17 protein-coding genes, 1 other RNA gene and 2 pseudogenes are annotated in these 22,197 nt (G+C 66.4%); 12 read left to right on the plus strand and 8 right to left on the minus strand.

Features of this window, described 5'->3' with window-relative positions; translation table 11 throughout:
- Positions 1 to 52: 52 nt before the first annotated feature.
- Positions 53 to 598, minus strand: a complete 546-nt coding sequence (locus ACCQ09_RS01750) for a gamma carbonic anhydrase family protein (RefSeq protein WP_016944927.1) — start codon at positions 596 to 598, stop codon at positions 53 to 55.
- Positions 599 to 949: 351 nt separating this feature from the next.
- Between ACCQ09_RS01750 and ACCQ09_RS01755 the strand changes: the two genes are divergently transcribed.
- The 7 genes and pseudogenes from ACCQ09_RS01755 (at position 950) to ACCQ09_RS01785 (ending at position 8,264) form a co-directional block, all read left to right on the plus strand.
- Positions 950 to 1,026: non-coding RNA, sX9 sRNA (locus ACCQ09_RS01755), on the plus strand.
- A 459-nt stretch (positions 1,027 to 1,485) separates the two neighbouring features.
- Positions 1,486 to 2,796: an MFS transporter gene (locus ACCQ09_RS01760; protein ID WP_075285215.1), complete on the plus strand. Its 1,311-nt coding sequence runs from the start codon at positions 1,486 to 1,488 to the stop codon at positions 2,794 to 2,796.
- A 148-nt stretch (positions 2,797 to 2,944) separates the two neighbouring features.
- Positions 2,945 to 4,186 (plus strand): HD-GYP domain-containing protein, encoded by a 1,242-nt coding sequence (locus ACCQ09_RS01765; protein ID WP_221209863.1) that lies wholly within the window; start codon positions 2,945 to 2,947, stop codon positions 4,184 to 4,186.
- Between the two features lie 750 nt (positions 4,187 to 4,936).
- The gene (locus ACCQ09_RS01770) at positions 4,937 to 5,413 is read left to right on the plus strand and encodes a MarR family winged helix-turn-helix transcriptional regulator (RefSeq protein ID WP_228428358.1); all 477 of its coding nucleotides are present in this window, start codon (positions 4,937 to 4,939) and stop codon (positions 5,411 to 5,413) included.
- 74 nt (positions 5,414 to 5,487) lie between these two features.
- Positions 5,488 to 5,955, plus strand: a pseudogene (locus tag ACCQ09_RS01775) (transporter); the annotation flags it as partial.
- 23 nt (positions 5,956 to 5,978) lie between these two features.
- Positions 5,979 to 6,746 (plus strand): coniferyl-alcohol dehydrogenase, encoded by a 768-nt coding sequence (locus ACCQ09_RS01780; protein WP_075285218.1) that lies wholly within the window; start codon positions 5,979 to 5,981, stop codon positions 6,744 to 6,746.
- A gap of 36 nt (positions 6,747 to 6,782) precedes the next feature.
- A complete protein-coding gene (locus ACCQ09_RS01785) occupies positions 6,783 to 8,264 on the plus strand; it encodes a benzaldehyde dehydrogenase (RefSeq protein WP_227971854.1) in 1,482 nt (493 codons plus the stop codon).
- A 27-nt stretch (positions 8,265 to 8,291) separates the two neighbouring features.
- On the opposite strand, the gene ACCQ09_RS01790 is transcribed toward ACCQ09_RS01785, so the two are convergent.
- Complete coding sequence (locus ACCQ09_RS01790) at positions 8,292 to 9,188, minus strand: helix-turn-helix domain-containing protein (protein WP_227971853.1); 897 nt, start codon at positions 9,186 to 9,188, stop codon at positions 8,292 to 8,294.
- A gap of 93 nt (positions 9,189 to 9,281) precedes the next feature.
- On the opposite strand from ACCQ09_RS01790, the gene pobA reads away from it, so the two are divergent.
- Together pobA and ACCQ09_RS01800 are read left to right on the plus strand one after the other, a co-directional pair.
- A complete protein-coding gene (gene pobA / locus ACCQ09_RS01795) occupies positions 9,282 to 10,466 on the plus strand; it encodes a 4-hydroxybenzoate 3-monooxygenase (RefSeq protein ID WP_076053334.1) in 1,185 nt (394 codons plus the stop codon).
- A gap of 216 nt (positions 10,467 to 10,682) precedes the next feature.
- Positions 10,683 to 11,195, plus strand: a complete 513-nt coding sequence (locus ACCQ09_RS01800; protein ID WP_014509305.1) for a nuclear transport factor 2 family protein — start codon at positions 10,683 to 10,685, stop codon at positions 11,193 to 11,195.
- 115 nt (positions 11,196 to 11,310) lie between these two features.
- Here ACCQ09_RS01800 and glpK read toward each other — a convergent pair whose 3' ends face one another.
- From glpK to ACCQ09_RS01830, 6 genes and pseudogenes are all read right to left on the minus strand, one after another.
- Positions 11,311 to 12,810, minus strand: coding sequence for a glycerol kinase GlpK (glpK, locus tag ACCQ09_RS01805; RefSeq protein ID WP_040940439.1), 1,500 nt, complete (start codon positions 12,808 to 12,810; stop codon positions 11,311 to 11,313).
- Between the two features lie 67 nt (positions 12,811 to 12,877).
- A pseudogene (locus tag ACCQ09_RS01810) lies at positions 12,878 to 13,702 on the minus strand (MIP/aquaporin family protein).
- A gap of 184 nt (positions 13,703 to 13,886) precedes the next feature.
- A complete protein-coding gene (gene glpD / locus ACCQ09_RS01815; RefSeq protein ID WP_040940440.1) occupies positions 13,887 to 15,413 on the minus strand; it encodes a glycerol-3-phosphate dehydrogenase in 1,527 nt (508 codons plus the stop codon).
- 348 nt (positions 15,414 to 15,761) lie between these two features.
- Positions 15,762 to 16,583: a DeoR/GlpR family DNA-binding transcription regulator gene (locus ACCQ09_RS01820; RefSeq protein ID WP_040940441.1), complete on the minus strand. Its 822-nt coding sequence runs from the start codon at positions 16,581 to 16,583 to the stop codon at positions 15,762 to 15,764.
- A 234-nt stretch (positions 16,584 to 16,817) separates the two neighbouring features.
- Positions 16,818 to 17,801 (minus strand): PDR/VanB family oxidoreductase, encoded by a 984-nt coding sequence (locus tag ACCQ09_RS01825; RefSeq protein WP_011035616.1) that lies wholly within the window; start codon positions 17,799 to 17,801, stop codon positions 16,818 to 16,820.
- Positions 17,802 to 17,948: 147 nt separating this feature from the next.
- Positions 17,949 to 19,025: an aromatic ring-hydroxylating dioxygenase subunit alpha gene (locus ACCQ09_RS01830; RefSeq protein WP_011035617.1), complete on the minus strand. Its 1,077-nt coding sequence runs from the start codon at positions 19,023 to 19,025 to the stop codon at positions 17,949 to 17,951.
- Positions 19,026 to 19,278: 253 nt separating this feature from the next.
- Here ACCQ09_RS01830 and ACCQ09_RS01835 point away from each other — a divergent pair, with 253 nt between their 5' ends.
- The 3 genes from ACCQ09_RS01835 to pcaF are packed head-to-tail and all read left to right on the plus strand — an operon-like array spanning position 19,279 to position 22,132.
- Positions 19,279 to 20,142: a CoA transferase subunit A gene (locus tag ACCQ09_RS01835; RefSeq protein WP_012437130.1), complete on the plus strand. Its 864-nt coding sequence runs from the start codon at positions 19,279 to 19,281 to the stop codon at positions 20,140 to 20,142.
- The gene (locus ACCQ09_RS01840; protein ID WP_011035619.1) at positions 20,139 to 20,927 is read left to right on the plus strand and encodes a CoA-transferase subunit beta; all 789 of its coding nucleotides are present in this window, start codon (positions 20,139 to 20,141) and stop codon (positions 20,925 to 20,927) included. Before ACCQ09_RS01835 ends, ACCQ09_RS01840 begins: the two co-directional genes overlap by 4 nt.
- Entirely contained in the window at positions 20,924 to 22,132 is a 1,209-nt protein-coding gene (pcaF, locus tag ACCQ09_RS01845) for a 3-oxoadipyl-CoA thiolase (RefSeq protein WP_040940442.1), read from the plus strand. The genes ACCQ09_RS01840 and pcaF overlap by 4 nt, the downstream gene beginning before the upstream one ends.
- The last annotated feature ends 65 nt before the right edge of the window (positions 22,133 to 22,197 follow it).

The following is a 22,197-nucleotide window of genomic DNA, read 5'->3' on the forward strand; positions in this document are numbered from 1 at the left end:
CCCACGCCGCAGGCCGCCGATTTTGCCACGCGTTTACATGGCAGACAACGGGTCAGCCCGCGCTGGCCGCGCCCAGATACTGGTCCTTGAGCCGCACATAATGCTGCGCCGAATAATGCAGGCTTTCGATCTCCTGGTCGCTGAGGCGGCGCGCCAGCCGGGCCGGATTGCCCAGCCACAATTCCGCTTCGCCAACCACCTTGCCCGGGCCCACCACCGCACCGGCACCAACAAAGCCGTAGCGTTTGATGGTGGCGTTATCGAGCACGCAGGCGCCCATGCCGATCAGGCACAGGTCTTCGATGGTGCAGGCATGCAGGATGGTGCCGTGGCCCACGGTGACGTCTTCGCCGATCACGGTCGGGTAGCCGCCCTTGTTGAACGGGCTGTGGTGGCTGACGTGGATGATGGTGCCATCCTGCACGTTGGTGCGCGCGCCGATCTGCACATGGTTGACGTCGCCACGAATCACCGTGCCCGGCCATACCGACACGTCGTCGCCCAGCTGCACCTTGCCGATGATGGTGCAGGCCGGGTCGACATAGACGCGCGCGCCCAGCTGCGGGGTGTGTTCCATAAACGGGCGAATCGGGGTCACGGCACTCTCCGGCAAGTTAGCGTGCCGCCAACTGCGGGCACAGGTGGATGATACCTGTGCGGTGTGTGTTGCTGCGGCGGTGCTGCGCGATGGATGCAGATGGCATGGATGCGGGTTTTGGATGCTTGGAAGCGGTGCATCTCGACGCGTATTGGGTGAAGCTGTGTGTATCGCTGCAAGTGAGTCGCGCGTTTGAAGTCATATGCGGTGCTGTTGCTTGGTATGCGGTGTATCCGGCGATCTGACGGGGGACGCAGCGCGTCCGCTAACCACGATGCGTGCATGGTCAGTAACAGCTGACAAAACTAGTGCGCGACCGCCAGGCGGGCGCGTCCGGTTAGCGGAATCGGCATGTGCCGCTCGTACGCTCTGATTCTGGGCACATAGTCCATGACTACCTGACGACTGTTCGCCACGTCTTGTCAGCGGCTCTATTCGCATGGATCGTTTGTCGCGTTGCTATTCGCCAGTATGCGTTGCGCAAGGTCGCGCGACAGTGCGGACAATCACCCCACACGTGCGTCAGAGCGATCTCGAACAGCCAACGCGGTAGCGATGCGGCGACGAACGATGCTGCCGCGCAGGATCCGGTTGCCCGTCGTGCTCCATGCCTTGAGGCGCACCACACAAGCAGACAACACATCCGAACCTGGCGCCGCGCAAGCGAAGCTCATTGGGTCTGCATCCGATAAGCGCACACCACTGCGGGGATCAGCCTTGAACGGCACCCGCAATCGGCCTAGCGTGCAGGCCATTGCGACGTATCCGTTGCGTCTGTCGCAACACACACGGTTTTCGAGGGTGCGTCCGCGCGTTTTCCCATCGCGCAGCGTGGATGCACCTGTGCCACCGCTGCGCCACATCAGCCCCCCTCACAGGACACGCCAATGCTTCAAGGCACGCCAACTTCCGCGCACTTTGTTTTGGAGCGCATGACGCCGTTCCAGTGGAGGGCCGTGGCGGTGTGCGTGCTGCTGACGATGCTCGATGGCTTCGACGTGATGGCGATGGCGTTCACCGCCCCGCACGTGTCGGCAGACTGGCAGTTGTCCGGGAAGCTGCTGGGAGCGCTGTTCAGTGCCGGGCTGGTCGGCATGGCGGTCGGCTCGCTGGTGCTGGCGCCGTGGGCAGACCGCATTGGCCGTCGTGCGCTGATCCTGGTGTGTCTGGGCATCCTGACTGTCGGCATGGGCGCCTCCGCACTGGCAGGCACTGCCTGGCAGCTGGGCGCATTGCGGGCGTTCACCGGTGTCGGCATCGGCGGCATGCTGGCCTGCGTGGCGGTCACTGCCGCCGAATATTCCACTGCACGCTGGCGCAGCACGGCGACGGTGCTGCAGGCCACCGGTTACCCGGTCGGGGCGACGATTGGGGGCGCGATTGCCGCGCTGCTGTTGCAACATTGGTCCTGGCCATCGGTGTTCTGGCTTGGCGCGTTCGGCGCGTTGCTCTGCGTCCCGCTGGTGCTGGCCTGTTTGCCCGAATCGCTGGAGTTCCTGATCGCCCGCCGGCCGCCCAATGCGCAGGCGCGCTTCAACGCGGTGCTGGCACGCATGGGGATGCCGCCGCATTCGCAGTTGCCGCTGCCACCTGCGCAGGCGGCCGGGCAGGTGCAGGGGTATGCGGCCCTGTTCGTAGGTGCGCTGCGGCGGCAATCGCTGTTGATCGCGCTGGCATTTTTCTTGTTGATGTTCGCGTTCTACTTCGTGCTCAGCTGGACTCCCAAGCTGCTGGTGACCGCGGGCCTGTCGGCTGGCCAAGGTGTCACCGGTGGGGTGCTGTTGAATCTGGGCGGCATTGTGGGCGGCACGCTGTTCAGTTGGTTGGCCCTGCGTGGTCGCTTGTCGTGGCTCACTGCCGGCGCACTGGTGCTGGTGGCGGTGGGGATGGTCGCATTCGGGTTGAGCAGCACGGTGCTGAGTTGGGCATTTGCCACCGCGTTGCTGACCGGTGCCGCGCTGACGGCAGCGATGGGTGGGCTGTATGCGGTGGCGCCGGTGGTGTTCACCGCGGCGGTGCGCTCCACCGGCATGGGCTGGTCGATCGGGATCGGGCGGCTGGGCGCGATTGCCTCGCCGCTGTGCGCCGGGGTGCTGCTGGATGCCGGGTGGTCGCCGGCCATGTTGTATCTGGCATGCGGCGTGCCGTTGCTGTTCGCTGCTGCCGCGGTGGTGGCGATGCGCCTGCCGGAGCGCTGAACTGCTTAGCGGGCATTGCCTACTGCCGGTTGGCGAGACGGCTGCGGTTGCGCCCGGCCCAAAGAATCCTGCGCGGCTGCCGATAACTCAGCAGACCCGCCACGCCTGTGGTGGGCGCTATGCGGACCACTTGCAGACCAGCGCCGGCATGCTCAGAACCATCGACTCCGACCAACTCCGCCCCGGCATGTATGTCTACAAGCTGCTGGGCGCGTGGGTGCACCATCCGTTCTGGAAGACCTCCTTCCTGGTCGATGCCGACGATGTGGGCAAGATCCACGACAGCCGCATCGAGCAGATGGTGATCGACACCGCACGTGGGCTGGACGTGGAAGCGGCTGCGCCCGCCGCAGTGGAAGAGCCCGCTCCGCCGGCGCCCGCGCCTGCAGCCTCCGAACCCTCGGTCGCTGCGCCTGTCGAACGCGCCGCACGCGCCGCTAACGTTGCGCCCAAGGTGGGCATCGAGGCCGAAGTGGTGCGCGCGCGCCGCATCTTCGAAGACGGCCGCAGCGTGGTGGAAGAAATGTTTCGCGACGTGCGGCTGGGCCGCACTGTCGACACCGAGGCGGCGATGCCGCTGGTGGAGGCGATCAACGATTCGGTGCTGCGCCATCCGCAGGCCTTGATCAGCGTGGCGCGGCTCAAGACCGCCGACGACTACACCTACCTGCATTCGATGGCGGTAGCCGGCCTGATGAGCGGGCTGGCGCGCCAGCTCGGCCTGCCCGATGCGCAGGTGGTGGAGGCGGCGATGGGCGGCCTGCTGCACGACATGGGCAAGGCGGTGACGCCGCTGGATATCCTCAACAAGCCCGGCAAGCTCACCGACGAAGAAATGGACGTCATCCGCCGGCATCCGCTGGATGGCCATCGCCTGTTGTTGGCCGGCGGGGTGCAGAACGCGGTGGTGCTGGAAATTGCCTTGCATCACCACGAAAAGATGGATGGCAGTGGCTACCCGAAGGGCCAGGTAGGCGAAGAGATCTCGCTGATGTCGCGCATGGGCGCGGTGTGCGATGTCTACGATGCGATCAGCTCTGACCGGCCCTACAAGCGCGGCTGGGACCCGGCCGAATCGCTCAAGCGGATGGCCTCGTGGACCGGTCACTTCGACCCGGTGGTGTTCCAGGCCTTCGTACGGCGGCTGGGCATCTACCCGGTGGGCTCGCTGGTGCGGCTGGAGTCGCAGAAGCTGGCGGTGGTGATCGAACAGGCCGCCGAGTCCTTGCTCAAGCCGAAGGTACGGGTGTTCTATTCGGCCAAGCTGCGCAGCCACGTGCTGGTGCAGGACATCGATCTGTCGCGTGCGGAGTGCCAGGACCGCATCGTGCAGATGGAAAGCCCCACTGATTGGGGCTTCCGCGATCTTGAGAAACTCTGGCTGCCGTAAGGCCTCTCGCACGTTTGACGCTGTGCAGGGTGCTGCTAGCGTTCGCGTGGTAGTGATCGCCGGGCCGTGTGCCGGATCAGCGTTGCGCGCAGCCGCGGGCCGCGCGGCGCTTTATCGCGCCCAGGCGCGCTCCTCCAGGGCCTGGTGCGTCACGCGCCCCTGTAGCGCGCTCTGCGGCCGTCGCCGGCCAGATGCTGCAGCGGCGCGACGCTGCTGCTGCGCGCGCCAAGAGTCCACCGTGTGCCACCAGCCCGGCACTGCCTGCGGCCAGGCCGCGCTGCCGTCGCAGGCCACGATGCGCCTGGGCCTCCCCAACCAGCGCCATCTCACACCCTCAGCGTTGCCATGACACGGGCTTTGCCTCGTCTGGACAGGCGCTCACCACTACCAGCGGCCGCCAGCACGGCGCCTAGCGAGCGCGACCATGCTGCGCTGCAGCTTGGCAATGTAGTTATGGTGAATAACTATTCCGGAACGCAATCATTGTCGCCCGGATCCCCATGCCGTACCCGCACCTGGACCATTCCGCTTTTCCGCCGCCGGTGCGGCGCCGGTGCGTGGTCTCCAGCATGGGCACTGCAGCGGCCGGCGCGCTGCCGCTGTGGTCGGCACAGCAGGCTGACCGGGCAACGCAAGCGATACCGGCACGCCCCGCCACGTCTACAATGCGGCTCACGTCGCGGGCCGGCGTTGCAGGCGCCTGGCGCGCCGCTCCCTGGTTCGGTGATGGCCCTTGTCGCGAGAATCCTCATGCCTGCCACGTCCAGCGCCGTGCTGCTCCCCGATCCTGTTGCCACGGTGGACCAGACGCGCCTGCTGCGGTTGCTGGGCTACCGCATCACCCGCACCGAGCTGCTGGTGCGGCGCATGTTCCAGGATTGCGTGGCTGCCTTCGAGCTCAAGCCGGTCGACTTTTCGCTGCTGATGCTGGTGGATGGCAACCCGGGCATCAATCAGCGCCAGATCGGCGATGTGCTGCATGTCTCGGCGCCGAATCTGGCCATCGTGGTGGCCCGTCTGGTGAAGCGGCGCCTGCTGCGGCAGGTGCGTGGGCGCCAGGACCGTCGCATGCAGCATCTGTCCTTGACTGCCACCGGGGCCAGCCTGCTGGCGCAGGCCGAAGCGGAGGTGCTGCGCATGGAACAGCAGCTCAGTGTGGTGCTCGGCCCCAGCGAAGCGCCGTTGCTGCGCGCGCTCGATTGCCTGGATCGCCTCGACACGCTGTAACCGACCACTCGCGCGCATCGCGCAAGGGCGCGTGCAGCGCACCATGTATCCGCCAGTCCAGGCTGCGATCCACGTTCAGTGGTGGTCGCGCGCTCGATCCGGGCGCCGAGTCCTGGTTGCTGGTGCCCAACTACGCCATCACCGCATTGCCTACGCCGCATTGGGAGATCAGTGCGCGCCTGAACTACATCGACACCTTGCGCAGCGACCGCCGGCCCAATCTTCCCGATGGCGTTGCGTTCCGCAATCGCCAGGGCGGCGATGCGGCGTGGATCAACGTCGCCACCTCATGGGAGGTGGTGAGCAATGTACGGGTCGGCATCAACGCCGACTCCCTCACCCAATTGCGCGACAACCGCACGAACGGCCAACGCGTGGCCGACAACCGCCAGACCGCGTGCTATGCCGGCCCGGGCGGTGCCTGGCGCGTGGATGCCAACAATCTGTTGTTCGCCAATCTCTATCTGCCGGTGGAGGTCAAAAACGCGGCCTCCGGCAGCAACCTCAATGTGCAGTTCGTCCACGTGTTCCAGCGCCGGTGATCCCGGCAACTTCGGAGAAGGCAATGCGCTTGTTGAACAAGACCATCGTGGTGACCGGCGTGGCATCGGGCATCGGTGCGGAAGTGGCGCGCCTGGCGCGCTTTGAAGGCGCGACCGTGATCGGCATCGATCGCACGCCGGTGCATATGAGCCTGCACAGCTTCCATCAGGCCGATCTGGGCGATCCCGCTGCGATCGATGCGCTGGTGCAGGCACTGCCGGAACGGATCGACGCGCTGGCCAATGTGGCCGGGGTGCCCGGCACCGCGCCGCTGGAGGCGGTGGCGCGGGTCAACTACCTGGGCCTGCGTCACCTCAGCCACGCGCTGCTGCCGCGCATCAGCCGTGGCGGCGCCATCATCAACGTCGCCTCGATTCTCGGCGCCGAATGGCCGCAGCGGCTGGACCTGCACAAGCAGCTGGCCGCCGCTGCCAGTTTCGCCGATGGCAGCGCGTGGCTGGCCGCGCACCCGGTTGCGCACGACACCTGCTATCAGTATTTCAAGGAAGCCTTGATCGTGTGGACCTTGCTGCAATCGTGGCCGTGGTTCGCCGATCACGGCGTGCGCGTCAACAACGTCTCGCCCGGGCCGGTGTTCACCCCGATCCTGGGCGACTTTGCCGCGATGCTTGGCGCCGAGCGTGTGCAGGAAGACGCCAAACGCATGCAACGCCCGGCGTATGCCGACGAGGTGGCCGAGGCGATCGTGTTCCTGGCATCGGACGCCGCGCGCTGGATCAATGGCATCACCTTGCCGGTCGATGGCGGCCTGGCATCCACCACTTTGTAAGTCCCCTTGGACCCCCAACCAGCAGGAGGCTCGACCATGCATGCGCTCCCCAGCATTGCGACACCCACGACCGCCACACCGGCGTGGCACGGCTGTATCTTCAATGGCGACTGGGTCCCCGGTAGCGGCGGCACGCTGCAGATCCATGAGCCGGCTACCGGCGGCCTGTTGCACGAGGTCGGCAAGGCCGACCTATCCGATGTGGAGGCCGCCATTGCGCAGGCCAAGCACGCCCAACGTGCCTGGGCAACCACTTCGCCGCGCGAGCGTGCAGCGGTGTTCCACCGCGCTGCGCAACTGATGGAAGCGCACCGCGCCGAGGCCACCTTGCTGATCGCGCGCGAGACCGGCGGCATCATGCCCAAGGCCGAGCGCGAGGTGGGCGAGGCGATTGCCTACTACCAGCAAGCGGCCGGGCTGCCGCTGCAGGCGATGGGCCAGGTGCTGCCAACCGCCGCAGGCCAGCTCAGCCTGGCCAGGCATCTGCCGCTGGGCATCATTGCGGTGATCTCGCCGTTCAACTTCCCGCTGATCCTGTCGCTGCGGTCGGTGGCACCGGCGCTGGCCATGGGCAATGCGGTGATCCTCAAACCAGACCCGCGCACGCCGTATACCGGTGGTGTGATCATCGCCCAAGTGCTCGAAGAAGCCGGGCTGCCCAAGGGGCTGCTGCACGTGCTGCACGGCGGCGCCGACATCGGCCAGGCCCTGGTCGAAGCGCCGGACGTGCCGATGATTGCCTTCACCGGCTCCACCGCCGCCGGGCGCCGGATCGGCGAGCTCGCCGGCCGTCACCTGAAAAAGGTGGCGCTGGAACTCGGTGGCAATAACGCAGTGATCGTGCTCGACGACGCCGACCTGGAGCGCGCCGCATCGGCGATCGCCTTCGGTGCGTACCTGCATCAAGGCCAGATCTGCATGGCCACCGGCCGCGTGCTGGTGCAACGCGGCGTGGCCGACGCGCTGACCAAACTGCTGGCCGACAAGGCACGCCATCTGCCGGTGGGTGACCCGGTCAGCGGCACGGTGGCGCTGGGCCCGATCATCGACCAGCGCCAGTTGCAGCGCGTGCTGGACATCGTCGATGACAGTATCGACGCCGGTGCGGTGGTCGAAGCCGGCGCCACCCATGACGGCCTGTTCTATGCAGCGACCGTGTTGTCGAACGTGCGCCCGGGCATGCGGGTGTTCGATGAAGAGGTGTTCGGCCCGGTGATCAACATCACGGTGTTCGACACCGACGAAGAAGCCGCGGTACTGGCCAACCACGGCGAATACGGCCTGGTGGCAGGCATCATGTCGGCGTCGGTGTCGCGCGCCATGGCGCTGGGCGAGCAATTGCACACCGGCTTGCTGCACATCAACGACCAGACCGTGGCCGATGAAGTCATCAATCCATTCGGTGGTACGGGCGCTTCGGGCAACGGCACCAGCGTGGGTGGGCCGGCCGATTGGGAGCAGTACATGCACTGGCAATGGCTGACGATCAAGCACGCGGTGCCGCAGTACCCGTTCTGAGTGTGCGGCTGATGCCCGGCCGGTGGCTTACCCTGCCGCACGGAACTGCGATGGGGAGCAGCCGGCGTGCCGGGCGAAGAACCGGCTGAAGTACGCAGCGTCGAAAAATCCAAGGTCGGCAGCCACCTGCTGCACGCTCATGCTGGTGTAGCGCAGGCTGCGCCGGGCTTCCAGCATGAGCCGGCGTTGCAGCAACTGCAGCGCCGAGGCGTTGGCCAGGCGCTGGCACACCGCGTTGAGGTGCCCGGGCGTGAGCCCCACCTGCGCGGCATAGCGGGCAATGGACCAATGCGCGCGGTAGTGCACATCGATCAAGGCCTGGAAACTGCGCAGATGCCGCAGGCCTGGGTCCGCATGCGCAGCAGTGATTGCGTGGTCGTGGGCTTTTTCTAGCGCCGTGCGCGCGCACCAGACCAGCAGTTGCGCGGCCGCTGCCTGCATCGCCGCCTCGCGGCCGATGCGTTGCCGCGCGTGGTCGTCGGCAAGGCTGGCAAAGACAAGATCGAGCAATGGGCGGCTGCGCCCAGCCGCAAGTAGCTGCGGAGACGCTAACGCCTGACGCACCGCAGGCGCACCCTGCACGGTGGCGTGCACCAGCGGCATGCACAGCGTGGCGATATGCCCGCGCACCCGCGGATCGAAGTTGAAGCCATGCACGCACATCGGTGGCAACCAGATCACCGTGGCACCGCCGATGCGCTGTGTGCGGCCATCCAGATGCACGGTGGCCGGGCCACGTTGCACATAGAGCAACTGCGCCAGCTCGTCGTGCCGGTGTGGCGCAATTCGCCAATCATGCAGCCGGCTGCGCGCACCGATCGATTCCCAGTGCAGCAGATCCGGCACCGCCACGCCGTGTTCGCCATACAGGCCGAACGCTGGAACCGCTACAGCCGCAGATACATTACGCGCGCGAGTGGGCATCGTCGAAAAGTCCAAGCACTGCCGGCAATCATCCCTTCAATCGGGCGGCATGGCTACCGACACTGCAACGCATCGTCGCTGTAGGAACTCCGTATGCGCACCCAGGTTGCCATCATCGGCGCCGGCCCTGCCGGTCTGCTACTGGGCCAGCTGTTGGCGAACGTCGGCATCGATGCGGTGTTGATCGAGCGCCAGACGCCTGAACACGTGCTCTCACGCATTCGCGCCGGCGTGCTGGAGCAGGGCAGCGTGGCGCTGTTGCAGCACGCCGGCGTCGACGCACGCCTGCAGCGCGAAGGGCTGCGCCACAGCGGGTTCGAACTGGTCGTGGACGGCCGCCGCGAACGCATCGACCTGCAGCGCGCAGGTGGGCGCAGCGTGACTGTCTATGGGCAGACCGAGGTCACCTTCGACCTGATGCAGGCACGCGAGCGCTTTGGGCTGCGCAGCTACTATCAAGCGCAGGACGTGGCGCTTTGCGACATCAGCAGCGCGCAGCCGGCGGTGGAATTCACCCAGCACGGGCGGCGTCATCGCGTGAGCTGCGATTACATCGTTGGCTGCGACGGCTTCCATGGCATCAGCCGTGCGGCGATTCCGCCCGAGCGGCTGCAACTCTTCGAGCGGGTGTATCCGTTCGGGTGGCTGGGGGTGCTGGCCGACGTGCCGCCGGTGCATGAGGAGCTGATCTACGCACGGCACGCGCATGGTTTTGCGCTGTGCTCGATGCGCTCGCCCAGCCGCAGCCGTTACTACCTGCAAGTGCCCGCCGGCACGCAGCTTGCGCAGTGGGACGATCACGCGTTCTGGTCGGAGTTGCGCGCGCGTCTGCCGGCATCGCTCGGCGAGCAGCTGGTGACCGGCGCATCGATCGAAAAGAGCATCGCGCCACTGCGCAGTTTCGTTGCCGAGCCCATGCAATACGGGCGGCTGTTCCTGGCCGGCGATGCGGCGCATATCGTGCCGCCGACCGGCGCCAAGGGCTTGAACCTGGCGCTGGCCGATGTGGGCCTGCTGGCGCAGCTGTTCGCGCGCTGGCATCAGCGCGGCGATGCGGCGGTGTTGCAGCAGTATTCGGCGCTGGCATTGCAGCGGGTGTGGAAAGCCGAGCGTTTCTCATGGTGGATGACCAGTTTGCTGCACACCTTCGAGGGCGAAGATGCATTTACTGCACGCATCCGCGATGCCGAGCTGGCGTATCTGCTGCAAAGCGATGCTGGCCGCACCACCGTGGCGGAAAATTATGCCGGCTTGCCGCTGGTCACCTTGCCTGATTGAGCCCCGCACACCAACGCGATGGCCGATCAAAGGGAAGCAAAAAGTGCCCTGGTACACGTCAAAGCGTCTAGCGGGCGAGCGAGCACGGCCGGTAGGGTGGCGGTGACGCGTGCGGAGCGCAACGTTGGCAAGGACGCGTCATTCCCCCAATCGTCGGCACTGACCGCCTTGATGGCATGCGAGCGGCAGGCTGGCCTCCCTACCCAGGAGTACCCCATGAAACAACTGTTCTCCCGCGCCCTGTTGCTGGTCATGCTGTTGGCGCCCATGGCGGCCTTCGCGCAGACCGCCGTCACCGCCAACCCCAACCACCAGAAACTGCTGATCGGCTCCAATTGGTCCGAAACCGCCAACAAGCGCCTGGTCTACGATTTCTGGCGCATCGTGTTCGAAGCCGGCCAGGTGCAGTACGCACCGATGTACATGGACAAGAACTACATCCAGCACAACCCGAACGTGGCCAATGGCCGCGATGCGTTCATTGCCTTCCTCACCGCGTTCGTGCCGCCCACCCCGGTGCAGCCGCGCGTGCAGTTGCCGCTGGTGGCGATCACCGCCGATGGCGATCTGGTCACGCTGGTATCGGTGCGGACCTTGCCGGACCCGCGTGATCCGTCCAAGACCTACACCACCACCTGGTTCGACATGTTCCGCATCGAAAAAGGCCTGATCAAGGAACATTGGGATCCGGACACGATTGCCGGGCGCGCCAATACTGGCGGCCAGTAACTGCTGCGACACTGCAGGGCTGCAGCGTGTAGCACTGCAGTGCGTAACTCACGCGAGTTGCCAACCTAACGTTGCGCCCACCGGATGGTGGGCGCAGTCGTTTCGGTGTTAGTGCTTAGCTGATGCGGAAGCCCATGGTGGCTTCCACTGCCTGCTGCCAGCCGGCATACAACTGTGCGCGCCGCTCTTCGGGCATGTTCGGCTCGAAGCGGCGATCCACCGCCCATTGTTTGGCGATCTCTTCGCGGCTGCTCCAGAACCCCGTGGCCAGGCCCGCCAGGTAGGCCGCGCCCAGCGCGGTGGTTTCGGCCACCTCCGGACGCAGCACCGGCACGTTGAGAATGTCGCTCTGGAACTGCGCCATGAAGTCGTTGGCGATCGCGCCACCGTCGGCGCGCAGCTCCTTCAGTTCGATCCCCGAATCGCTCTGCATCGCGGTGAGCACATCGCGGGTCTGGTAGGCCATCGATTCCACCGCCGCGCGCACGAAGTGTTCCTTGCTGGTGCCGCGGGTCAGGCCGAACACCGCACCGCGGATATCGCTGCGCCAGTACGGTGCGCCCAGGCCCACGAAGGCCGGGACGAAATACACGCCGTCGTTGTCATCGGCACGCTCCGCGTAGGCTTGCGAATCGCTGGCCTTGCCGAACATACGCAGCCCATCGCGCAGCCACTGCACCACCGAACCGGCCACGAAGATGGCACCTTCCAGTGCGTATTCCACCTTGCCGTCGATGCCCCAGGCGATGGTGGTCAGCAATCCGGCCTTGGAGGCCACGGCCTTGTCGCCGGTATTCATCAGCATGAAACAGCCGGTGCCATAGGTGTTCTTGGCCATGCCCGGTTCAAAGCACGCTTGCCCGAACAATGCGGCCTGCTGGTCGCCGGCAATGCCGGCAATGGGCACCTGTTCGCCGTAGAAATACTGGGTCTGGGTCATGCCATAAACCTCGCTGGACGAGCGCACTTCCGGCAGCATCTGCGCGGGCACGTCCAGCATCTCCAGCAGCTCTACATCCCACTCCAGGGTGTGGATGTTGTACATCATGGTGCGCGAGGCATTGGTGTAGTCGGTCACGTGCACCTTGCCGCCGGTGAGGTTCCAGATCAGCCAGCTGTCGATGGTGCCGAAGGCGAGCTCGCCCTTGCGTGCGCGTTCGCGTGCGCCCTCCACGTGGTCGAGGATCCACTTGACCTTGGTGCCGGAAAAATACGCATCGATCAGCAGCCCGGTCTTGTCGCGCACCATCTGCTCATGGCCGGCCTCTTTGAGCTGGGTGCAGATGTCCTTGGTCTGCCGCGATTGCCAGACAATGGCGTTGTAGATCGGTTGGCCGGTGGCCTTGTCCCACACCACCGCGGTCTCGCGCTGGTTGGTGATGCCGATGCCTGAGATCTCGCGCGCGTCGATCTGCGCGTTGTTGAGCAGCTCGGTAATGGTGGTGTAGACGCTAGTCATGATCTCGCGCGGGTTGTGTTCCACCCAGCCCGGCTGCGGAAAGATCTGGCCGAATTCGCGCTGCGCCACGCCGGCCACCTTGCCCTGGCGATCGAACAACATCGCGCGCGAGCTGGTGGTGCCCTGGTCGATCGCAAGGACGTATTTCTTTTCCATCGTGCATTCCTCGAAACAAAGGCCGGCGCACCGCGCGCACGGCGTGACTGTCAGTGCAGCGGTGCGATCACGGCGGATCGAGTGGCGGGGTGGCGGCTTTTTGCAGGTGCAACACCCGCGCCGGCAGGAACGGCAGGATCAGCCACTGGTAGGCGAGGGCGCCCAGCGGGCCACCGATCAATGGCCCGACGATCGGGATCCATCAGTAGTTGTCCTTGGCCGGCAGTGCGGCTTCGCCCCAGCCGGCGAAATACGCGAACAGGCGCGGGCCGAAGTCACGCGCGGGGTTCATCGCCCAGGCTTCCAGATAGCCCATCGAGGCGCCCAGCGTGGCCACCAGCAAGCCGATCATCAACGCGCCCGAGTTGGCGGTTGGCGCCGCCTCGTTGAAGCGCTCGGTGATGGCGAAGATGCCGAAGATCAGAAACGCGGTGATGATGATCTGGTCCACCAACGCATGCATCGGCGTGACCGCCAGGCCCGGCGCGGTGAAGAACACCCCCGCAGCGCCGCCGGCTTCGCGGGTGAGCTGCTGCACCTGGTTGTAGTGGTCGATCACCGGCCCGTAGAGCTGGTAGACAATCGCCGCGCCAAGAAACGCGCCAACCACTTGCGCGCCCCAGTACGGCAGCACCTTTTTCCAGGAAAAATCGCGGAACAACGCCAGCGCCAGCGTGACCGCCGGGTTGGCGTGCGTGCCGGACACCGAACCGGTGACATAGATGGCCAGCGTGACCGCCAGGCCCCAGGCAATACACACGCCCCAGTAGGCGTTTTGATACGGGCTGGGGTCGTAGAGGATGTACATCGCCGCGACCGAATCGCCCAGCGCGATGATGATGAACATCGCCACCGCTTCGGAGATCAACTCACCCACGAGTTGACGGCTCATGGGCGGCCTTGCGCGCTGCGCGGTGCTTGGCCATGGCGGTGTTGCGACGCGTCTGGCGACGCGCAAGTGTGTCTGGTTGTGCTCATCTCAGTTGCCCTCCACGAAATACCCATGATGATGCGCGGCGCGCGCGCCAGGATACGTTGCCAACGACCCTTCCTCGTTGGCAACGTCAGTCACGCTGTCAGGCTGGCACCGCGTGCGTCTGTGCGTTGGCGTGCGCAGCTGGCCGCGTCTGCAGATACGCCTCCAGGCGCGCGCGCGCCTCGGCATCTACACGCAGGCCCAGTTTGCTGCGGCGCCACAGGATGTCGTCGGCGGTCTGCGCCCATTCGCGAGCGCACAGGTAATCCACCTCGGCCTGGTAGAGGTCCGCACCAAAATGCTGGCCGAGTGCAGCCATGTCCTGCGCATCGCCAAGCAGCTGCTCGGCACAGGTGCCGTAGTTGCGCACCAGCCGCTGTGCGGTGGCCGCCGGCAGCCAGGGACGCGCAGTACGCACGCGCTCCAGCAGGCTGGCGATGTCGCGTTGTTCGCCGCCGGGCAGGGCCTCGCCACGCGCGGTCCACGCCGGCTTGCGCGCGCCCAGGGCATGGGTCAGCCGGTCGACGGCTTCTTCGGCGAGCTTGCGGTAGGTGGTGAGCTTGCCGCCGAACACGTTGAGCAATGGTGCGCCGTCGGTGAGCACTTCCAGCTGATAGTCGCGGGTCACTTCGGCGGCGTTGTCTTCGGCGTCGTCGAGTAGCGGACGCACCCCGCTGTAGTTCCACACCACATCCTGCGGGGTGATCTGCTGCTGGAAATACAAGTTCACCGCATCGCACAGGTACTGCACCTCGGCCGCGTCGATCTTGGGTGCGGACGGGTCGGCCTCGTAATCCACGTCGGTGGTGCCGATCAAGGTGAAGTCGTGCTCGTAGGGAATGGCAAACACGATGCGCCGGTCGGGTTGCTGGAAGATGTACGCGTGGTCGTGGTCGAACAGCTTGGGCACCACGATGTGGCTGCCCTTGACCAGGCGCAGCGCATGCTGGTGCGGCACCGCGGCCACCTTGTCCAGGAACGACACCGCCCACGGACCGGCCGCATTGGCCAGCGCACGCGACTGCACGGTGCGGCGGCGTCCGTCGCAGCCTTCCAGCTCCGCATACCAGAACCCGGCATCGCGCCAGGCGCCAACGCAACGCGTACGCGTATGGATCTGCGCGCCACGCTTGGCCGCATCCATCGCGTTGAGCACCACCAACCGCGCGTCCTGCACCCATGCGTCGGAATACACAAAGCCGGTGCGCAGCGACTCCTGCAGCGGCTGGCCAACCGGATGGGTGCGCAGCGACAGCCGGCGCGAGCGCGGCAGGCTGCGCTTGCTGCCGCCAAGATGGTCGTACAGGAACAGCCCGGCGCGAATCATCCAGGCCGGGCGCAGATGCGGCTGATGCGGCAGCAGGAAGCGCAGCGGCCAGATGATGTGCGGCGCTAGCCGCAGCAGTACCTCGCGTTCGGCCAGCGCCTTGCCGACCAATGCGAACTCGTACTGCTCCAGATAGCGCAGGCCACCGTGGATGAGCTTGGTGCTGGCGCTGCTGGTATGCGCGGCCAGGTCGTCCTGTTCGCACAGGCACACCGACAGACCGCGCCCGGCCGCGTCACGGGCAATGCCGACCCCGTTGATGCCGCCGCCGATTACCAGAAGATCGTATGTCTCGCCCATCGGTGCCTCCGTCCCGGCTCGCCCGCAAGCGCGAACCTAAGTTGTCATGTTCGAACATATTCGAACATGACGCCTTGCGGAGGCGTGAAGAGGCGTATGTGGCTGATCTGCAGCTTCTGGTAACAATGCGACTATTGATCCGCGTATTTCGATAGATATTAGCGATTGATGGATGGCGCGTGTGCCGCAGATCGCAGCAATCGCACACAAACGAACATTGTCCAGGCTTGGTCGGTAACCCCGGCCCGAGCCCCGCTGTATGCCGAACAGCACCACGTACATCAGCCGCCTGCTGGACCGCCGGGACAAGCCCTGCGGCTCCGGCCGCCCAGCCCTCAAGCGCGGGAGTCAGCCCGCGACGCCGGCCAGATGCACGCGCGTGCCAGCCTCGGCCAGCACCGTGCGCAGCTCCTCCGGCGGCGGCCGGTCGGTGAACCAGTCGTGCACCTGTGCAATCGCCCCCAGCCGCACCATCGCGTTGCGGCCGAACTTGCTGTGGTCGGCGGCCAGCAGCACCTGCCGAGAATGCTCGATGATCGCCTGGGCCACGCGCACTTCCTGGTAATCGAAATCCAGCAGCGTGCCGTCCAGGTCGACCCCGGAAATGCCGATCACCCCGAAGTCCACCTTGAACTGGCGGATGAGCTCCACGGTCGCCTCGCCGGTGACGCCCTGGTCCCGGCCACGCACCACGCCGCCGGCCACGATCACCTCGAAGCTGGGATTGGCGCTGAGCATCACCGCCACGTTGAGGTTGTTGGTGATCACGCGCAGGCCGCGGTGCTGCAGCAAGGCGCGCGCCACTTCCTCGTTGGTGGTGCCGAGATTGATGAACAGCGAGGCGTCGTCGGGAATGAAGCGCGCCACCTGCGTGGCGATCTGCTGCTTCTCGCGCGCCTGCAGCGCCTTGCGCGCCGCATACGCCAGGTTCTCCACGCTGGACGGCATGCTGACGCCGCCGTGATACCGGCGCAGCACGCCGGCATCGCAGAGCAAGGTTAGATCGCGGCGAATGGTCTGCGGCGTGACCTCAAAGCGCGTCGCCAGCCCTTCGACATCGGCAAAGCCCTGTTGACGCACCAAGGCCACCAACTGCTCTTGGCGCGGATTGAGTGCCGGCGCCGGCACGGTCCTGTAATGAGTCGACTCCATGCGCAGATCATCGCCCATGCGCGTGAGGATGCAAGCACGAGCATGGCCGCGCCGCGCTGGGCCAGAGCGACCACGGCAGTGGCCGCCTGGCCACTGCGATCACTGCGTGTCATACGCACCACCGGCCAGTCGATGGATGGTGTGCGGTGGCGAAACGGCTCGACTATGGCTGCCCCGAAAGGCGACGGGGTCTGTCGCTCACACCGCCGCGATGGTGTCGCATGACGCGACCCAAGCACGATGCCTGCGCGCTCAGTCGGAGCCCGCGCGGTAGCCGGTATCGATGCTGATGCTGCCGCCCACCGCACGCGACACGCACGCGCACAGCTTGCGATTCTCGCTGCGCTGCGCATCGCTGAAGAACACGTCGCGGTGGTCGATGTCGGCCGCCGTGTCGAGCACGTCCACCGCGCACAACCCGCATTCGCCGCGTCGGCATTCGGCAATCAGCTCCACACCGGCGTCGGCCAGGGCGTCGAGCATCGATACGTTCTCGGCCACCTGCACTTCCATGCCCAGTCCAGGCAGCTTGACTACGAAGGCCTGTGCCGGCACCCGCCCGCTGTTGCCGAAGGTCTCGAAATGCAGGCGCGCGCGCGGCCGGCCGGCGGCGTGCCACTGCTGGCGCACTGCTTCGAGCATGCCCAGCGGCCCGCAGACATAGACCTCGGCATTGGGCGACAAGGTGGCCAGTTCCGCAGCCAGATCCGGCGGGCCGGCCTGGTCGTCGCAATGCACTTGCAGGCGTGCGCCGAGCAGCGCCTCCAGCGTGTCCACATAGGCCATGGTGTCGCGTGCGCGGCCCACGTACAGCATGCGGAACGCCTGATGCCGGCGCGCCAGCCGCTGCGCCATGCCCACGATGGGCGTCACGCCGATACCGCCGGCAATCAGCAGGATTTCCTCACCCGCTTCATCCAGCGCGAAGTTATTGCTGGGTGGCGAAATTTCCACCACGTCGCCCGGTGCCAAGGTCCACATATGCCGCGAGCCGCCGCGGCTTTCGGGCATCTGCCGCACCGCCACCTGGTAGTAGCCATCGGCGCGGGGCTCGCCTACCAGCGAATAGGACCGCACATCCTCGCGCCCGTGGAGCTGCAGGCGGAAATCCAGATGGCTGCCCACCTCGAAACTGCGCGTGTTCGCGCCCGGGTCGAGCACGATCTCGCGCACGCCCTGGCAGGCATCGGCAACACTCACCACGCGGGCGTGGTGCCAATGGGTGTCTTTACGCATGCTGATCTCCTTGCTTCGATCCCGGTATGCGGCCTGCGCCTGGCGCTTGTGCAGCACGTGCGTGGCGTTGATGCGCTGCAGGCACTGGCGACAGCGCACGGGCCACGCGCGCAACGTGCAGCGGTGTTGATGCATCGCGCATGGCCATCACCCCACCATGCGCAAGGACAGGTCGCCGGCGCGCTGTTCGCGCGCGATCAGGCGGTCGATGACGCGCCGCGCCCACATGCCGCCGGCGTCCACGTTGAGGTTGTAGAACGCGTGGTCCGGATGCGCTTCGATCGCGCGTTGCTGGGCTTCCAGCACGGCTTCGTCTTCGCCGAATACGCCGGTGACGCCTTCGCGCGTGAGCGTGGTCAATGACTGGTCATGCAGCGCGTAGTTGCGCATGAATGCCCAGAAGTAATGGCAGGTGGTGTCGGTTTCCGGGGTGATGGTGTTGAGCACGAACCCGTTGACGCCCTGGCTGCGGTCACCCTGCGGCGCGCCGGTGCCGGTGATGGCCACGCCGACATCGATGGCGATGGTGCCCGGTGCTTCGAAATGGATGATCTGCCAGCGGTCCACCTTGCCGTGGTAGTTCAGGTGCCGCGCGATCTGGCCGGCCCAGAACGGCGGTGGGTCGATGTTGTGCATCCAGCGCGACACGGTCACCGTGCGGTCGCCGTGCACCACCTCGAACGGCGCTTCGGCCACTTCGTCCTGGCCGATACTCGAGCCATGCACGAAGGTTTCGTGGGTGAGATCCATCAGGTTGTCCAGCACCAGCCGGTAATCGCATTTGGCGTGGATGGTGCGGCCGTCGCCGGCCCAGGCCGGATCGTGCGACCAGTGCAGGTCCGGGATCAGCGCCACATCGGCCTGCGCCGGGTCGCCCGGCCACACCCACACGTAGCGGTGCTTTTCGGCCACAGGAAAGCCGCGCACGCAGGCCGAGGGGTTGATGGTTTCCTGCGAGGGCATGTGCACGCAGCGGCCCTGCGCGTTGTAGACCAGCCCGTGGTAGCCGCAGACCACGTCGTCGCCGCGCAGCTTGCCCATCGACAACGGCACCAGCCGGTGCCAGCAGGCATCTTCCAACGCCACCACGGCCCCGGCGGTGGTGCGGTAGAGCACCACGTCCAGGTTGCAGAGCTTGCGCGGGGTGAGCGCGTGCTTGACCTCGTGGTCCCAGGCGACGGCGTACCACGCGTTGAGGGGGAACAGCGGCTTGGACTGTGACATGACCGTGACTCCTGGGCTTCTAGGCAACCTGGGTAAGGACTGGCGCAAGACACTGCGCCCAACCCGAAGTTGACGCGCACTGCCGCGCTGGCGTCCGCTTGCGGGCGAAGTTATGTATACACCGGAGACAATGTTGGTGGCACAAGTGGCTGGTATTCATGTGCGATTATCGAATGACAATTTCGATAATCGGATTGACCGGCACGCAAACCGGGGCCTACCGTGGCGACACCGTGGTGTGCAGGAGTCTGGAATGGCCGACATCGTTTCCCTGTCCGAGGCCGTGGCACAGCTGATCGCAGATGGCGATTGCGTGGCAATGGAAGGCTTTACCCACCTGATCCCGCACGCCGCCGGCCACGAGGTGATCCGCCAGCGCAAACGCAACCTGCGGCTGGTGCGGATGACCCCGGACCTGATTTACGACCAACTGATCGGTGCCGGCTGCGCGTCGGCGCTGCGCTTTTCCTGGGGCGGCAATCCTGGCGTGGGCTCGCTGCACCGGCTGCGCGATGCGGTGGAACACGGCTGGCCTGCGCCGCTGCAACTGCGCGAACACAGCCACGCGGACATGGCCAACGCGTATGTGGCCGGCGCGTCGGGCTTGCCGTTCGCCGTGCTGCGCGGCTATGTGGGCTCGGACCTGCCCAAGGTCAACGACAGCATCCGTTTCCTGCAGTGCCCCTACACCGGGCAGACCCTGGCGACCTCGCCGGCGGTCAATCCGGATGTCACCGTGATCCACGCGCAGCAGGCCGACCGCCGCGGCAATGTGTTGCTGTGGGGCATTCTGGGCGTGCAGAAAGAGGCCGCGCTGGCCGCGCGCAAGGTGATCGTGACGGTGGAGGAGATCGTTGACACGCTCGATGCGCCGCCCAATGCCTGCATCCTGCCGCGCTGGGTGGTGAGTGCGGTCTGCGTGGTGCCCGGGGGCGCCGCGCCGTCGTATGCGCATGGCTACTCCGCGCGCGACAACCGCTTCTATCTGGCCTGGGATGCCATCGCCCGCGATCGCGCGCGGTTCCAGGCGTGGATCCAGGCCCACATCCTGGACACCGACGACTTCGCCGGGTTCCAGCGCGTGTATGCCGGCAGCCAGCACGCGGAGGCGGCATGAGCGACTACAGCACCAACGAAATGATGACCGTGGCGGCAGCACGTCGCCTGCCCGATGGCGCGGTGTGTTTCGTCGGCATCGGCCTGCCCTCCACCGCGGCAAACCTGGCGCGGCTGACGCATGCACCGGAGGTCACGTTGATCTACGAATCCGGCCCGATCGGTGCGCGCCCGCAGGTGTTGCCGCTGTCGATCGGCGATGGCGAACTGGCCGAGACCGCCGACACCGTGGTCTCCACCCCGGAGATCTTTCGCTATTGGCTGCAAGGCGGGCGGGTCGATGTAGGGTTCCTGGGCGCGGCGCAGATCGATCGCCATGCCAACCTCAACACCACCGTGATCGGCCCCTACGCCGCACCGAAGACGCGCCTGCCCGGTGCCGGCGGCGCGCCGGAAATCGCCACCAGCGCCAAGCAGGTCTTCATCATCATGCGGCAGTCCACGCGCAGCTTCGTGCAGACGCTGGATTTCATCACCACCGTCGGTCATCTGGACGGCGGTGATGCACGCACCCGCGCCGGCCTGCCCGGTGCCGGCCCCACCGTGGTGGTCACCGATCTATGCGTGATGGAACCCGACCCGGTCAGCCGCGAGCTCACCGTGACCGCGCTGCATCCTGGCGTGACCCAGGCGCAGGTCACCGCGGCCACCGGCTGGGCGGTGCGCTTTGCCGCAACGCTGACCGAAACTGCCGCACCCACCGCCACCGAGTTGCACGCCTTGCGTGCGTTGCAGGCACGCACCGCCGCAGCCCACGGAACGCAAGCGGCGGGAGCCGAGGCATGAGCGAGGTCTATCTGGTGGATGGCATTCGCACGCCGATCGGCCGTTACGGCGGCGCACTGTCCAGCGTGCGCGCCGACGATCTGGGCGCGGTGCCGATCGCCGCGTTGCTGGCGCGGCATCCACAGCTGGACCCGGCGGCCATCGACGATGTCTACCTGGGCTGCGCCAACCAGGCCGGCGAAGACAACCGCAATGTCGCGCGGATGAGTGTGTTGCTGGCTGGCTTGCCCAGTTCGGTGCCGGGCAGCACGGTGAATCGCCTGTGCGGCTCGGGACTGGAAGCGGTGGGCATTGCGGCACGCGGCATCCGTGCCGGCGAACTGGAGCTGGCATTGGCTGGGGGCGTGGAGTCGATGTCGCGCGCACCGTGGGTGATGGGCAAGGCGGAATCGGCGTTCGCCCGGAACCAGCACCTGCACGACACCACGATGGGCTGGCGCTTCATCAATCCGCGCCTGGAAGCGACCTACGGCGTGGAGCTGATGGGCGAGACCGCCGAGAACGTTGCGCAGCGCTACGCCATCAGCCGCGACGACCAGGATGCGTTTGCCCTGCGCAGCCAGCAGCGCACCGCCGCCGCGCAGGCCGCCGGCTTCTTCGACGACGAGATCACCGTAGTGGCGGTGGCCGGGCGCAAGGGCGGCGAGGGCGTGCAGGTCATGCGCGACGAACATCCGCGGGCCGATGCCAGTGCCGAGGCCCTGGCGCGGCTCAAGCCGGTGTTCCGCCAGCCGGGCACGGTCACGGCCGGCAATGCGGCCGGCCTCAATGACGGTGCCGCCAGCCTGTTGCTGGCCTCGGCGCGCGCGCTGCACCTGCACGGGCTCACGCCGCGCGCGCGGGTGCTGGGGTTTGCCTCGGCGGGCGTGGAGCCGACCTACATGGGCATCGGCCCGATCCCGGCCACGCAACGCCTGCTGGCGCGGCTGGGGCTGCAGATCGCGCAATTCGATGCGATCGAATTCAACGAAGCCTTCGCCGCGCAGGCGCTGGCCTGCACGCGCGCGTTCGGATTGGCCGACGATGCCGCGCACGTCAATGCAAACGGCGGCGCGATTGCGCTGGGCCACCCGCTGGGCATGAGCGGTGCACGGCTCGCACTGACGCTGCTGCGTCAACTCGACGCCTGCAATGGCCGCCGCGGGCTGGCCAGCATGTGTATTGGCGTTGGCCAGGGCGTAGCGCTGGCGATCGAGCGTGTTTGAGCGCCATGATCTCGCGCCCGCGCCGTTGCATGCCCACTTCATCGATCACGCTCACACCTGCGTCT

The sequence above is a fragment of the Xanthomonas sp. NCPPB 2586 genome, assembly GCF_041475775.2.
Taxonomy (GTDB): Bacteria; Pseudomonadota; Gammaproteobacteria; order Xanthomonadales; family Xanthomonadaceae; genus Xanthomonas; species Xanthomonas campestris.